This window comes from Kribbella shirazensis (assembly GCF_011761605.1).
Lineage (GTDB): Bacteria > Actinomycetota > Actinomycetes > Propionibacteriales > Kribbellaceae > Kribbella > Kribbella shirazensis.
On the sequence record NZ_JAASRO010000001.1, the window covers coordinates 6,413,065 to 6,426,187 of the forward strand.

Annotated in this window: 11 protein-coding genes; 4 read left to right on the forward strand and 7 right to left on the reverse strand. The window is 70.1% G+C overall.

What is annotated here, in order from left to right; genetic code table 11:
- Positions 1–12: 12 nt before the first annotated feature.
- The 4 genes from BJY22_RS30875 to mraZ form a co-directional block, all read right to left on the reverse strand.
- On the reverse strand, positions 13–2,232 hold the full coding sequence (locus BJY22_RS30875; RefSeq protein WP_238350505.1) for a peptidoglycan D,D-transpeptidase FtsI family protein: 2,220 nt from the start codon (positions 2,230–2,232) through the stop codon (positions 13–15).
- 4 nt (positions 2,233–2,236) lie between these two features.
- A complete protein-coding gene (gene ftsL, locus BJY22_RS30880) occupies positions 2,237–2,890 on the reverse strand; it encodes a cell division protein FtsL (protein ID WP_238350506.1) in 654 nt (217 codons plus the stop codon).
- Positions 2,890–3,867 (reverse strand): 16S rRNA (cytosine(1402)-N(4))-methyltransferase RsmH, encoded by a 978-nt coding sequence (rsmH, locus tag BJY22_RS30885; protein ID WP_167213748.1) that lies wholly within the window; start codon positions 3,865–3,867, stop codon positions 2,890–2,892. The genes ftsL and rsmH overlap by 1 nt, the downstream gene beginning before the upstream one ends.
- 220 nt (positions 3,868–4,087) lie before the next feature.
- Positions 4,088–4,519 (reverse strand): division/cell wall cluster transcriptional repressor MraZ, encoded by a 432-nt coding sequence (gene mraZ, locus BJY22_RS30890; RefSeq protein ID WP_130446673.1) that lies wholly within the window; start codon positions 4,517–4,519, stop codon positions 4,088–4,090.
- A 604-nt stretch (positions 4,520–5,123) separates the two neighbouring features.
- Between mraZ and BJY22_RS30895 the strand changes: the two genes are divergently transcribed.
- The 3 genes from BJY22_RS30895 to BJY22_RS30905 are packed head-to-tail and all read left to right on the forward strand — an operon-like array spanning position 5,124 to position 9,712.
- Positions 5,124–6,062 carry an AAA family ATPase gene (locus tag BJY22_RS30895; protein ID WP_420371436.1) on the forward strand — a complete coding sequence of 313 codons (939 nt, stop codon included), beginning with the start codon at positions 5,124–5,126 and terminating at the stop codon, positions 6,060–6,062.
- 3 nt (positions 6,063–6,065) lie between these two features.
- Positions 6,066–7,352, forward strand: coding sequence for a DUF58 domain-containing protein (locus BJY22_RS30900; RefSeq protein ID WP_167213751.1), 1,287 nt, complete (start codon positions 6,066–6,068; stop codon positions 7,350–7,352).
- The gene (locus tag BJY22_RS30905) at positions 7,349–9,712 is read left to right on the forward strand and encodes a transglutaminase TgpA family protein (RefSeq protein WP_167213755.1); all 2,364 of its coding nucleotides are present in this window, start codon (positions 7,349–7,351) and stop codon (positions 9,710–9,712) included. Before BJY22_RS30900 ends, BJY22_RS30905 begins: the two co-directional genes overlap by 4 nt.
- Positions 9,713–9,896: 184 nt before the next feature.
- On the opposite strand, the gene BJY22_RS30910 is transcribed toward BJY22_RS30905, so the two are convergent.
- On the reverse strand, positions 9,897–10,316 hold the full coding sequence (locus BJY22_RS30910; RefSeq protein WP_238350507.1) for a DUF3040 domain-containing protein: 420 nt from the start codon (positions 10,314–10,316) through the stop codon (positions 9,897–9,899).
- A gap of 235 nt (positions 10,317–10,551) precedes the next feature.
- Positions 10,552–11,298 carry a methyltransferase domain-containing protein gene (locus BJY22_RS30915; protein ID WP_167213757.1) on the reverse strand — a complete coding sequence of 249 codons (747 nt, stop codon included), beginning with the start codon at positions 11,296–11,298 and terminating at the stop codon, positions 10,552–10,554.
- A 164-nt stretch (positions 11,299–11,462) separates the two neighbouring features.
- Here BJY22_RS30915 and BJY22_RS30920 point away from each other — a divergent pair, with 164 nt between their 5' ends.
- Complete coding sequence (locus BJY22_RS30920) at positions 11,463–11,822, forward strand: cupin domain-containing protein (RefSeq protein ID WP_167213760.1); 360 nt, start codon at positions 11,463–11,465, stop codon at positions 11,820–11,822.
- A 75-nt stretch (positions 11,823–11,897) separates the two neighbouring features.
- Here BJY22_RS30920 and BJY22_RS30925 read toward each other — a convergent pair whose 3' ends face one another.
- Complete coding sequence (locus tag BJY22_RS30925; RefSeq protein ID WP_337759529.1) at positions 11,898–13,109, reverse strand: DUF480 domain-containing protein; 1,212 nt, start codon at positions 13,107–13,109, stop codon at positions 11,898–11,900.
- Positions 13,110–13,123 lie beyond the last annotated feature (14 nt).

Genomic DNA, 13,123 nt, shown 5'->3' on the forward strand with positions numbered 1-13,123 from the left:
CCAGGGCCTGCGTCACTTCCACGTCAGCGGGATGTTCGGCTGCGCCGCGCCGGTCGGCGGCACGACGTACTTCTGCAGCGCGTAGCTCATCACGTCTCGGAACACCGGTCCTCCTTGGAGACCACCACCCCGGGCGCCCTGGGGATCGTGCAGTACGACGTACGTCACGAACCGTGGGTTGTCCGCGGGAGCGAATCCGGCGAAAGAAGTCGCCCAGGCGCCGTACTTGCCGGTCCCTGGAACGACCTGCTGTGCCGTACCGGTCTTGCCGGCCACCAGGTAGCCGTCGATCGCGGCCTGCGGGGCGGTGCCCTTCTTCGCGGTCACCGCCTCCATCATCCTGGTGACGTCCTTCGCGGCCTTCTCGCTCACCACGCGGCGGGGCGGGGCGGTCTGGTGCGGCGTCAGGTTGCCGTTCGCGTCGATGTAGTTGCGGACCAGCTTCGGCGGCACGTACACGCCGCCGTTGGCGACCGCGTTCACCGCCGCGGCCTCCTGGACCGCGTTCACCGACAGTCCCTGACCGAACGCGACGTTCGACCGGGTGATCTCCGGCCACTCGTCGCCCTGGGTCAGCCGGCCCTTGGTCTCGCCCGGGAAGTTCAGGCCGGAGGGTTCGCCGAAGCCGAAGTCGTGCAGGTACTTCACGAACTGCGGGATCGGCATCTTCTGCGCGGCCATGATCGTGCCGACGTTCGACGACCTCGCGATCACCCCGGAGATGGTCAGGTTCATCGTGTCGTGCGACCAGTGGTCCTTGATGGTCCGGCGCTGCACGTCGATGCTGCCGGGAACCTTGAGCTTGGTGTTCAGGTCGATCAGCCCGGCGTCGGCGAGGGCGGCCATCGTGACCACCTTCTGCACACTGCCCGGTTCGTAGCTGCGCTCCAGGGCCGTGTTCTTCAGGTCGGCCGCGGTGTACTTCTTGTTCGGGTCGAACGTCGGGTAGTTGGCCAGCGCCATCAGCTCGCCGGACTTGACGTCCAGCACGACCACGGTGCCGGCGCTCGCCCGGTACTGCTTGACGGCCTGCTCGATCCGCTTCTCGGCGAAGAACTGCAGGTCGGTGTCCACGGTCAACTGGACACCGAGGCCGGTCTTCGGCTCCTGCACGGTGTGGTTCGCGTTCGGGATCTTGTTGCCCTTGGCGTCGACCTCGTACATCGCCTGGCCGTCCTGGCCGGACAGCTTGTCGTTCAGGCCGTACTCGAGCCCGGACTGGCCCTTGCCGTCGGAGCCGGTGACGCCGACCAGGGTGGCCGCGATGCTGCCGTTCGGGTGGCTGCGGATCGGGTCCTGCTCGGTGTACAGCCCGGCCAGCAGCGGGGCCTGCTGGTCCTTCGGCTTGCCCTTGTTCTGCTCGGCGATGATCGCGTTCCTGGCCTTGATCTCGGCCTGGATCTCGCTCCACACCGTCGGGCTCACCTGGCGCGCGAGGTAGGTGAAGCGGCCGGTGCCGGTCATCGCGGCGACCAGCTTCCCGGTCGTCGTCCGGGTCAGCTTCGGGGCCAGGATCGCCGCGAGCTGCTGCGCGACCGGCTTGGTCTGCTTCGGGTCGGCGGTGATCGCGACCGCGTCCTCGGTGACCGCCAGCTCGACGCCGTTGCGGTCCTCGATGGTGCCGCGGTTGGCGTGCAGGATGTACGTCCGCGCGTTCTCCTTGGTCGCCGCCTGCGCGTAGCTGTCCGGATCCACACCCTGCAGCAGTACGAGCCGGCCGGCGAACAGCGACAGCACGAACGCCATCACGCCGAACGTCATCCGCAACCGCAGCGCCGGCCGCCCCAGCCGCAGCATCCGCGGCGGCTTATGCACCTTCCGCCTCTTCGGCCTGGGCCGCAGCCGATTCTGCGGCGGCCGCTGCTTCGCCGCAGCCTTCTTGACCGCGGCCTTCTTGACGGGAGCTTTCCTGGCCGGTGCCTTCTTGACCGGGCGCTTGGCCGCGGCCTTCTTCGCGGGCGCCTGCTTGCGCGGGGCCGACGTACCACCGGCCGTTCGCTTCGCGGCGGCCTTCTTCACCGGTCGCGGGGCGGCGTCCTTCGCCGCGCGCTGCTGCTCCTCCTGTGCCTTGCGGAGGAGTCGTTCACGGGTGGATTCGGGGCGTTGCGGGGTGGTGCGGCCACTGTCCGTAGCGGATGGACGACGGGGTTGAGCCTTGCGCGGCGGGTTTCCCCGGTCCGGTGCGGCACCGCGCTTACGCGGCGGCGGCTCGTTTCCCCGTCGGTCCGTCATCCGATCATCCCCGTGTGGTCGTGGCGGGCTTCTTCGTCGTGGCCGGCGGCTTCGTGGTGCCCGTCGGCGGTTTGGTCGCGATCCCGGCCGGCGGCTTGGTCGCGCCGGCGGTGGGTTTGGTCGTGGCCGTTCCCGGTTTGACGGCGGTCGGCTTGGTCGCGGTGGGCTTGGCGGCGGGCGGCTTGACCACGGGCGGCTTGGCGGTCGCCTTGCCGGTCGGGGTGCCCGGGCCGAACATCGCCGTACCGGCGCCGGCCTTGCCCTCCGCGGGCACACCGAGCACGCGCCCGTCGGACAGCCGCAGGAACACCGGATTCGGGTTCGGCACCATGCCCATCCGGAGCGCCCGGTCGGACAGGTTCTGCGGCGACTCCAGCGTCCGGACCTGCTTCTCCAGCTGCTCCTGCTGGTCGCGCAGCTGGTCCGCCTGGCTGCTCAGCTTGGTGATCGCGAACGTCCCGCTCTGCAGCTCCGTGTTCAGCAGCAGCAGACCGACGAGTCCGGCGGCCAGCAGCGACACGACGAAGATGACGAACGGCATCCGCGGCGGGCGGAACGGCGCGCCGTACACCACCCGCAGCCGCGGCTGCGCCTTCTTCGCGGTGTGACCGGCGGCCGGCGTCACCCGCGCCTTCTGCGGGCTGAAGACAGTACTCATCAGGCCACCAGTCCCCTCTCCCGGACCCGCTCGGCCGCCCGCACCCGCGCAGAGGCGGCGCGCGGGTTGACCGCGACCTCCTCCTCGGTCGGCCGGTCGGCGCCCCGGGTCAGTAGTCTCAGATACGGTTCGTGCCCGGCCGGGATCACCGGGAGGTCGTCGGGTACGTCGGACTTGGTGCCCGCCGCGAACACCTGCTTGGTGATCCGGTCCTCGAGCGAGTGGTAACTCATCACCACGATCCGGCCGTGCAACGCCAGCGCTCCGAGGGCGGCGGGCAGCGCGCGACGCAGTACGTCGAGCTCCCCGTTCACCTCGATCCGCAGCGCCTGGAAGGTGCGCTTCGCCGGGTGTCCCCCGGTCCGCCGGGCCGCCTGCGGGATCGCGTTGCGGACCAGCTCGGACAGCCGCGCGCTGTTCGTGAACGGCTCGGTCTCCCGCTCGCGGACGATCCGGTCCGCGATCCGCCGGGCGAACTTCTCCTCGCCGTACTGGAACAGGATCCGTGCCAGGTCCGCCGCGCTGTAGGTGTTGAGGATGTCGGCGGCCGTGGTCGGGCCGGTCGGGTCCATCCGCATGTCCAGCGGCGCGTCCTGCGCGTACGCGAAACCGCGGTCCGCCTCGTCCAGCTGCATCGACGAGACGCCCAGGTCGAACAGGATGCCGTCGATCGCCGGTACGCCGAGCTCCGCGAGCACCCGCGGCAACTCGTCGTACACGGCGTGCACGAGGGTGATCCGCTCCGCGTACTGCGCGAGCCGCTCGCCGGCCAGCCGCAACGCGGCGGGGTCCCGGTCGAGGCCGATCAGCCGGACCTCGGGAAACTGCCGCAGGAACGCCTCGGAATGACCGCCGAGGCCGAGGGTCGCGTCGACGAAGACGCTGCGATCCCCTGTGCCGGGACGCGCGAGCGCCGGTGCCAGCAGCGCGACCACGCGCTCCAGCATCACCGGCACATGCCGCTCCGCAGCGTCCATCTCGACCCTTCCCGTCGCCGCGGGAGCGACCCTGCCCCCGCAGGTCATTGCAGTGCGTAGACAGCACCGTCCGGTCAGATCGCGGGTACGCCTTCCGGGGAAGTACCTGCTGGTCTTGGCGCCGGGGAAGTGACGCCAACACTCCAGGTCGGAAGTCGGACCCGTGATCTCACCGGACGGTCGGTGTGTTCCAGTCCTCGCACACTGTTCAGCTCGAAGTTCAGAAGATGCCGGGCAGTACTTCCTCGGAGAGGTCGGCGAACGCCTGCTCCTGCTCCGCGGAGTACCGGTTCCAGTTCTCCGTGTTCCAGATCTCCACCCGGTTCATCGCCCCGATGACGACACAGTCGCGATCCAGTGACGCGTAGTCGCGCAGCATCGGCGGGATGGTGACCCGGCCCTGCTTGTCCGGCATCTCGTTGGAGGCGCCGGCGAACAACATCCGTAGGTAGTCCCGCGCACCCTTGTTGGTGATCGGGGCCTGCTTCAACTGCTCGGTCAGCTGGACGAACTCGCGCTCCGGCCACACGGACAGCGACCGCTCCTGTCCACGGGTGATCACCAGGCCGTCGGCCAGCTCGTCCCGGAACTTCGCCGGCAGGAACAGCCGCCCCTTGTCGTCGAGCTTGGGGAAGTGAGTTCCGAGGAACACGCTCCACCTCCCCGTTGCGGACTCTCCGACTCAGGCGAGTGCTTCCACCACTTCAGTTCCACTGCGCTCCACCTTACTCCACTTTCCACCACCGTCAACCAACTTCCGCCCCATTCCGCCCCTGTGCCGCCTGAATCCACGCTCAGCACCCGCGTGTCGCTGCCGCCTCAACTGCCCTGCCCGGACGGCGTGTGGAGCGCCCGTGACAAGCCTCGTGGAGCGAAGTGGAGCGTGCGGTGGAGCGAAAGGGAGGAGCCGGTGGAGGAAAGTGGAGGAGCACCGGACGACTACGGGATGGGTACCTATGAACCGTTCGGGGCGCCGGACCGTGAACCAGATACGGATTCGGAGCGTCGTACGCCCCGCACGCGCCTTCGGCCGCCCGTACGCTGGGGAGAACCGCCAGATCTCTCGCCACGAGACCGACCCGCCGTGAGGGCGTGTGCCGATGAACACCGAAACGCCAGGTAACGAAAATCCCGCGGCTCTAGGCCGGACCCGCGGCGCAGGTGAGAATGTGTCGGCAGTCGACGAATGGGGAGAACACAGAGTGAGCACCACCGCGACCAGTTCGCCGCTGGCAGGGGCCGGGGACTTCGAGGAGCTGGCCGAGGTGGCGGGCCGTGTCCGCCGGGCCATGGAGCAGGTCATCGAGGGCAAGCCCGACGTCGTCGAGGTCGCCATCACGGTCCTGCTGGCCGAAGGTCACCTGCTGATCGAGGACGTGCCGGGCGTCGGCAAGACGATGCTCGCGAAGGCATTGGCCAAGTCGATCGACTGCAGCGTGCGACGGATCCAGTTCACGCCGGACCTGCTGCCCTCCGACATCACCGGTGTCTCGGTCTTCAACCAGGAGATCCGCGACTTCGAGTTCAAGCAGGGCGCGGTGTTCGCGAACATCGTGGTCGGCGACGAGATCAACCGGGCGTCGCCGAAGACGCAGGCCGCGCTGCTGGAGTCCATGGAGGAGCGCCAGGTCACCGTCGACACCACGACGTACATGCTGGAAGCGCCGTTCATGGTGATCGCGACCCAGAACCCGATCGAGATGGAAGGCACCTACCCGCTGCCGGAGGCGCAGCGCGACCGGTTCATGGCGCGGGTGTCGATGGGCTACCCCGAGCCGGCCGCGGAGCTGCGGATGCTGGACGGGCACGCGGCCGACGACCCGCTGCAGAGCCTGCAGCCGGTCACCGACGGCCAGCAGATCCTCCGGCTGGTGAAGACGGTGCAGTCGGTGCACGTGTCCGAGTCGGTCAAGGAGTACGCGGTCGCGCTGGTCGGTGCGACCCGGCGCTCGCAGGAGCTCCGGCTGGGCGCCAGCCCGCGGTCCACGCTGCACCTGATCCGGGCGGCCCGCGCGGCCGCCGCTCTCGATTCCCGTGAGTTCGTCCTGCCGGACGACATCCAGGAGCTCGCGGTACCGGTGCTCGCGCACCGTGTGCTGCCTGCGGCCGAAGCGCATCTCGGTGGGCGCGGCGCGGCCGACATCATCTCCGGTCTGGTGGCGAGCGTGCCGCTCCCCCGTACCCGCCGGGACTGAGACATGCGTCAGGCACTGCGCGGACTGACCACCCGAGGGCGGGCGTTCGTCGCTGCCGGTCTGACGGCTTCGCTGTGCGCGCTGCTGCTCGGCCAGAAGGACCTGCTGCGGGTCGGCATCCTGCTGGCCGCGCTGCCGGTCGTCGCGGCCCTGATCGTCGGCCGGACGCGGCTGCGGCTCCAGGTCCGGCGGAGTCTCGCGCCGGACCAGGTCCCGGTCGGGACGCAGGCGACCGTGGAGCTGACCCTGAGCAACCAGGGCCGGATGCCCGCCGGTCTGTTGCTGCTCGAGGACCGTATTCCCTATGTGCTGGGGCACCGGCCGCGGTTCGTCGTCGATCGGGTCAGCCCGAACTGGCGTCGTACCGTCAGCTACCCGGTCAAGTCCGACGTCCGCGGGCTGTTCCAGGTCGGGCCGTTGATGCTGACGGTCGCCGACCCGTTCGGGCTGGTGGAGACCAGCAGGAACTTCACGCGGAGCCAGTACCTGCTGGTCACGCCGCGGGTCCACCGGTTGCCCGACGTACGGCTGGGGGCGGACCGGGCCGGGTCCGGCGAGAACCGGCCCCGCGCGATCGCGGCCGCCGGCGAGGAGGACGCGACGGTCCGCGAGTACCGCGACGGCGACGACCTGCGCCGGGTGCACTGGCGGTCGACCGCGCGCCGGGGCGAGCTGATGGTGCGCCGCGAGGAGCAGCCGTGGCAGAGCCGGTGTGCGCTGTTCCTGGACGCGCGGACGATCTCGCATCACGGGCACGGGCCCTCGTCGAGTCTGGAGTGGGCGGTCAGCGCGGCCGCGTCGATCGGTATCGACCGGATGCGGCGCGGGTACGTCACGACGATGCTCGGCGGACCGACGACGCTGTCGGCGATCACCCAACGCACGTCCGCGGCGGTGCACCAGCCGCTCTCGCAGCAGCAGTTGCTGACCGAGTGCGCGACCGTCGAGGAGCACAAGTACGCCGAGATCGCGCCGCTGCTGACCGTCGACCGGCACGTGCAGGAGCCGAGTCTGGTGATCGCGGTCCTCGGCGCCTGCAGCGCCGATGACGTCGTCGCCCTGAACCGGTGGCGGACAAGCCAGGCGACCGGCGTCGCCCTGCTGCTGGACGCGGCCAGCTGGGCGGTCGGCGCCGAGGCGACCGAGAAGGCGGCCCGCCTGGCCGCCGCCACGGACGCCACCGAGAACGAACTGCGCCGCAACGGCTGGCGGGTCGCCAGAGCCCGCCGCGGCGACGACCTCCCGACGGTGTGGTCCAGCCTGGGCCTGAGGAGCGGACGTATCGCATGACCGGACACGCGCGTATTTCCATTGCTGCCTGGGGAGCGACCGTGCTCGGGTCGCTCGTGCTGACGCCGGTGTTCTCCGGGCCGTTCCTGTTCATCAGCGCGTTCCTGTGTGCGCTGGTGACGGGCGCCGGGGTCCTGTTGCAGAACCTGCGGATCCCGCGGATCGTCGTACCGATCGTCCAGCTGCTCGTCCTGGTGGAGCTGCTGTCGCTGTTCTTCCTGCGGGGGACGTTGAGGTTCGGTCTGATCCCGGTGAAGGCGACCGCGCTCGAGTTCAACGCGCAGATGGTCGACGCGATGGACTCCATCAACCGGTTCAGCGCGCCGCTGCCGCAGGATTCGCACCTGACGCTGTTCGCGGTGTCGGTGATCGCCGCCACCGGGTTCCTGATCCACGTCATCGCCGTGCAGCTGCGGCAGGCCGCATGGTCCGGGTTGCTGTTGCTGATCATGTACACGGTGCCGGCCGCGACCGTGCACGGCGGACTGCCGTGGTTGCTGTTCATCCCGCCGGCGATCGGGTACATCGTGCTGCTGTCGGCCGAGGGCCGCAGCCGGCTCAGCCGCTGGGGCCGCCGGATCTCCGGGGTCTCGCACCTCGACGCCGCCGAGCCGGTCGAGGCGTCGGCACTCGGTCAGGCCGGCCGCCGGATCGGGCTGACCGTGGTCGCGATCGCCGCGCTGCTGCCCGCGCTGCTGCCGACGCTGCCGGAAGGTGTCATCGGCAACGGCCTGGCCGGCGCCGGCACCGGTAGCGGAGTCGGCGCGTCGATCTCGTCGACCGACCCGATGCTCGACATGGGCAAGAACCTCAAGCGTGGCGACAACGTCGTCGCGCTCACGTACAAGGGCGGTCCGGCGGGCGGCACGTATCTGCGGCTGACCGCACTCGACCTGTTCGACGGCAACATCTGGCGGATCGGGCCGCGGACCGACGGCCAGAAGCTGAACGGCGGACAGCTGACACCGCCGCCTGGTTACACGGGCGACCTGTCGAAGGTCGCGCGGACCTCGATGGAGATCGACGTCACCCGCACCTTCCGGTCCCAGTTCGCCCCCGTCCCGTATCCGCTGCACTCGATCTCGCTGAAGCGGGACTGGCGGTACGACGCCGGCTCGCTCGACGTGGTGTCGACGAACGGCTCGATCGTCGGCGGCAAGAAGTACAAGTTGACGTCGTACGACCTGCAGCCGACACCGGAGCAGCTGCACGAGTCGATCACCACCGGCGCCCCGGACCAGTACACGCTGTCCGTGCCGGGCAGGACGCCGGTGGAGGTCAAGCAGCTCACCTACGACATCACGAACAGCGCCCAGGACAACAAGTTCGAGGCCGCCGTACTGATCCAGAACTGGTTCCGCAGCGGCGGCGGCTTCACCTACAGCACGCAGAACGCCAAGGGCAGCGGGATGGCCGCGCTCGAGGACTTCCTGCTGCGGAGCAAGGAAGGGTACTGCGAGCAGTTCGCGACCGGGATGGCGCTGATGGCGCGCATCGTCGGGATCCCGTCCCGGGTCGGGATCGGGTTCCTGCCCGGGACGTCGGACAAGGACGGCGAGTACACGGTCCGGATGCACGACATGCACGCGTGGCCGGAGCTGTACTTCCAGGGCCTCGGATGGGTCCGGTTCGAGCCGACGCCGTCCGCGCGCGTGGCGACCACGCCGGGCTGGACGGTGCCCGCGACCGAGAACCCGACCACCCCGACGACCGCGCCGACCAACGCGCCGACCACGCCGGGCGACAAGGAGACCCCGGGCATCGACAGGCCGAGGAACGATCCGAACCTGCCGAACGACACCGGCGTCGCGATCGTTGACACCGGCAACTGGTTCACCAACGGCGGCGGACAGGTGATCGCCGCGGCGCTGGGTGTCGCACTGCTGCTGAGCATCCCGTGGCTGGTCCGGATGCTCACCCGGCGGCGGCGCTTCCTGCGGCCACCGGGACGGGCCGGGGCCGAAGGGTTGTGGGCGGAGATCAGGGACACGGCGCGCGATCTGGGCCTGGACTGGTCCGACGTCGCGACGCCGCGGCAGGCCGGCCAGTGGCTCGTGTCGAAGCTCCCCGAGGACACGCATCAGGCTGCACACCGACTGGCGCGCGGGATCGAGTCCCTCCGGTACGCCGGAGACGCCGATCCCGGACTGGACCTGCGCGACGACGCATCCGCCGTACGCAAGGCCCTCTGGTCGCAGGCATCCCTGCGTCGTCGCTGGCGGGCGCGTCTGCTGCCGCCGTCGTGGCGCTGGTACCTGAGCCGAGGCACCAACGAGGCCTCCGACCTCCTGGACGAGTTCGACCTCCTCCTGGCCCGCCTGCGCTCGCTCCTCCTGCCCAAACGAGCACGCACCAACTAGCCCGCCACACGCCGACCCCACTGGCATGGCCGGTGAGGTCGGCCTGCTGGTGGGCCTGCGGGAGCCCGGCAGTTGTGGCGTCTGCAGGCGGGCTGCGGGCTGCCACACAAACAACCACACCCGTCCCACCAGGGCACGGGTGTGGTTGAAAGTTCGGGAGATCAGGCCTGCGGTGCGGGGACCGTCAGAGGTCTTCCTCGCGCCGACGGCGCCAGCGGTCCTCCATGCGCTCCATGAAGCTGCCGGACGAGTCGTGCCTGGTCCGGTGACGCTTGGTCGGCGGTGGCGGCGGCGGGATGTCGTCGGACTCCCCCGCGTTGCTGATCCGCTTCATGCTCAGCGCCGCGATGTACAGGCAAGCGACCATCATCACGAAGCCGATGACGCCGATGATGGTGTTGGGAATGATCGCACCGGTCATCAGCACCGCGATGCCCAGCACGAATCCAACGCCGGCGAGCACTGCCCGGCGCTTGTAGTACAAGCGCACATTGGTCCCACGCATGGCGGAGACGAACTTCGGGTCTTCCGCAGCAAGGGCACGTTCGAGCTGCTCGAACTGGCGCTGCTCTTCTTCCGAGAGGGGCACCGTCGATCCCTCCATGATGAGCACGATCTCGATAGGCCGCCTCCAGTCTAGGCCGCGCCCGCGTCACACGAAACCCTGACCGCCTGTCCAGCGCGTCACGGTCCCGCAACTGCCCCGCAACGTGGCGCTCAAACTCACGTCCTTCGGCGTGTCGCTCACAGCCCGTCGACAGCCACCACCCCACCGCGCTGCCGGAGTGACGCGACTGTCACCCTCCGTCGCAATCCCCGCGGACCCGCGGGGACCCGGTTCAGCGGGTCGCGAGGATGTGGAGCTGCGTCGCCAACGCCCGGAACGCGGGGTGCTGACTGGCCGCGCGCTCGAGCTCGGCCAGCGAATCCGCGGCGCCCGGCTCGGAGTCGACGAACGCGGACGGCACCAGGTCGGCGAACGTCCGTACGCCGTGCACCGTGTGCACCATGAACCCGGCATCGGCCAGCTGCGCCGCGATCCCGGCCTCGTCGAACCGCCGCGGCATCGGATCGGTCGCACCCCAGCGCCCGTCCGGGTCCTGCAACGCGATCCGCGCCTCGGCCAGGTGACCGGCCAGCGCCCGCGCCAGGACGACCGCGTTGCGCTGGGCAACGAGCAGACTCAGTACGCCGCCTTCCCGCAGGACCGACGCCATCGCCTGCAGGGCCTGCATCGGGTCGTCGACGACCTCGAGGACCCCGTGGCACAGAACGGCGTCCGCGGTCGACTCCCCCGCCAGCCCCAGCAGCTCCGCCGCGTCGCCCTGGACACCACGGACCAGTTCGCTGACCCCCTCGTCGCGGGCCCGGCGTTCGAGCGAGGCGAGCGCGTCCGGACTCGGGTCGACGACCGTCACCCGATGCCCCTCGACAGCCAGCGGAACCGCGAACCCACCGGTCCCGCCGCCGAGGTCGACGATGTCCAGCCCGGCGCCCGGATCGGTCCGCGCACGCCCCGCCAACGCGACGCGCAGTGCCTCCCCGACCAACGCCGTCCGCACGCTCCGCCGCCGCCGCTCCACCATCGACCCTCCAGCTCATGTCCCCCGACCGCCCCACCCCGCCACACCCTACTTCCACCCGGCCACGTCCATCCCGCCCGCCTGTCGTAAGCAGTACATAAGTCCTGAGACCTGTCGCCGGAGGCGCAATCGCGCGACTCTCAGGACAAGATCACCAGGGAGGGATCATGGCCATCTTCAGTAAGTCCTTCGACGAGCCGGACGAGCAACGCACACCGGACAAGACGAGCGTCAACGTCGTCAAGCTGCCGGGCGCCAGTGTCGCCCGGATCACCTTCCAGCCCGGCTGGCGCTGGTCCGAGTGCATCCGTCCGGTCATCGGCGGTGACTCGTGCCAGGTCCGGCACGTCGGCACCCTGCTGTCCGGCGAGATGGAGGTCGTCCACAACGACGGCACGAAGGCGCAGTTGGTGCCGGGGGTCGCGTACGTCATCGAGCCAGGACACGACGCGTGGGTCGTCGGCAACGACCCGGCCGTCGGCCTGGAGTTCGAGTCGCTCGCTGCGGAGACGTACGCCAAGGCCTGAAGCGGTGGCCGATCCGGCTGAGGCAGCAACAGGAGGGGGCTGCTGCCTCACCGGATCCGGGCCTCGCGCGACCCGTCAGGACGGCGTGCGCGCGATGACGTACAGGCGGCGGGTTGTCTCGGCCCGGGTGGTGATCGGGCCGCGGAGGTACCACTCGACGTCCGTGAGGCCGGCCGCTTCGAGGACCGGCACGAGGTCGGTCGCGTCGTGGAGGACGTAGTCGAGGTCGACCTCGTGGCCGAGCAGCTTGTCGACGTGGCGGACCTCTTCGCCTGCGTGCAGGGCGAGGACGAGCCATCCGCCGGGGTCGAGCGGGCGGGTCAGGGCCGCGAGGGCCTCCGGCAGCTCGGAGGCGGCGAGGTGGATGAGTGAGTACCAGGCGAGCACCGCCGTCCAGCCTGAGCTGGCGGGCGGACGGGCGAGGCGGCGCAGGTCCCCGATCTCGAACCTGAGCCGCGGAAACCGCCGGCGCGCCTCCGCGACCATCTCCGGTGACACGTCGATCCCGGTCGCGTCGGCGTCACGATCGGCGAGGTACGCCGTGATGTGCCCGGGCCCGGAGCCGACCTCCACGATCGGCCGACCGTTGGCGTGGGCAATCACCCGGTCGAGCAGCCAGCGCTCGAACGGCAACCCGTCCAGTTCGTCCAGCAACTCCTCGGCGTACGACGTCGCGACGGAGTCGTACGCCGTACGCACCCGGGCGTCCCGCGCCTCGACGCCGTCGGCGATCACGGCGTCGCGGTCGACGGGCTCCACCGCGGCAACCGCTTCCACTTCGGGCACCGGCCCGAGGAGGTGGATCCAGCGGCGGTCGTGCTGACCGGGGCGGCGTTCCAGTTCGCGGACGAGCGGCTCGGGGCGCGCGGCCAGGCGGCGCAGGCACTCCTCGACGTCACTCCGGTCGTCGAACTTGTGCAGCCGCTCGGTCCGCGTCCGCAGCTCGCCCGGCGCCTGGGCGCCGCGCAGCAGCAGCACGGTGATCAGCGCGCGCTCGTCCTCCGCGAGTTCGAGCTTCTCGTCGAGGATCTGGTGGTACTTCAACGTCCGGCGACCGGTGTCGACCCAGACGATCCGCACCAGCTCACGGTCCCGCAACCCGCGGGCGACCCGCTCCACCGTTCCCTGGTCGTAGTCCACGACGGGATCGCGATTGCTGGTCTGATTGCACGCCGTGCGCAACGCGTTCGCCGTCAACGGGTACGACGCCGGCACCGTCGACTGCTTCTCCAGCAAGCTCCCGAGAACCCGCTGCTCCTCGACATCCAACACCGGAAGTCCGCTCACCCCGCCGACCCTAG